This is a genomic window from Halostella sp. PRR32, from assembly GCF_034808085.1.
Lineage (GTDB): Archaea > Halobacteriota > Halobacteria > Halobacteriales > Natronoarchaeaceae > Halostella > Halostella pelagica.
Window position 1 is genome coordinate 1 of record NZ_JAXHGL010000043.1, and the last position, 339, is coordinate 339.

Consider the following 339-nt stretch of genomic DNA (forward strand, 5'->3'; position numbering starts at 1 on the left):
CGCCGAACGCCTCGGCACGGGCGTGCTCGTCGGACTCATCGTCGCCGGCGCGCTCTACTACCTCATCCGATACGTCGACCTGTCGCCGGACAACGCACCGCAGAACGCGCGCCTGCTCACCATCGCGGGCGCCATCGTCGCGTTCGCCGCCGCGAACCAGATATTCACCGAAGCCGGCGTCGCCGCCGTCGCGACCGCCGGGCTCGTCCTCGGGAACCTCGACATCCCCTACGAGGAACAGATAGAGGAGTTCAAGGGCGACGTGACGCTGCTCGTCCTCTCGTTCGTCTTCATCGCGCTCGCCGCACTCCTCGACTTCGACCAGCTGCTCGCCCTCGG

The 339-nt window shown here is 67.8% G+C and carries 1 pseudogene; it reads left to right on the top strand.

Annotation, left to right across the window (positions count from 1 at the left end):
- Nucleotides 1–339 (top strand): annotated as a pseudogene (locus tag SM753_RS20325) (potassium transporter); the annotation flags it as partial.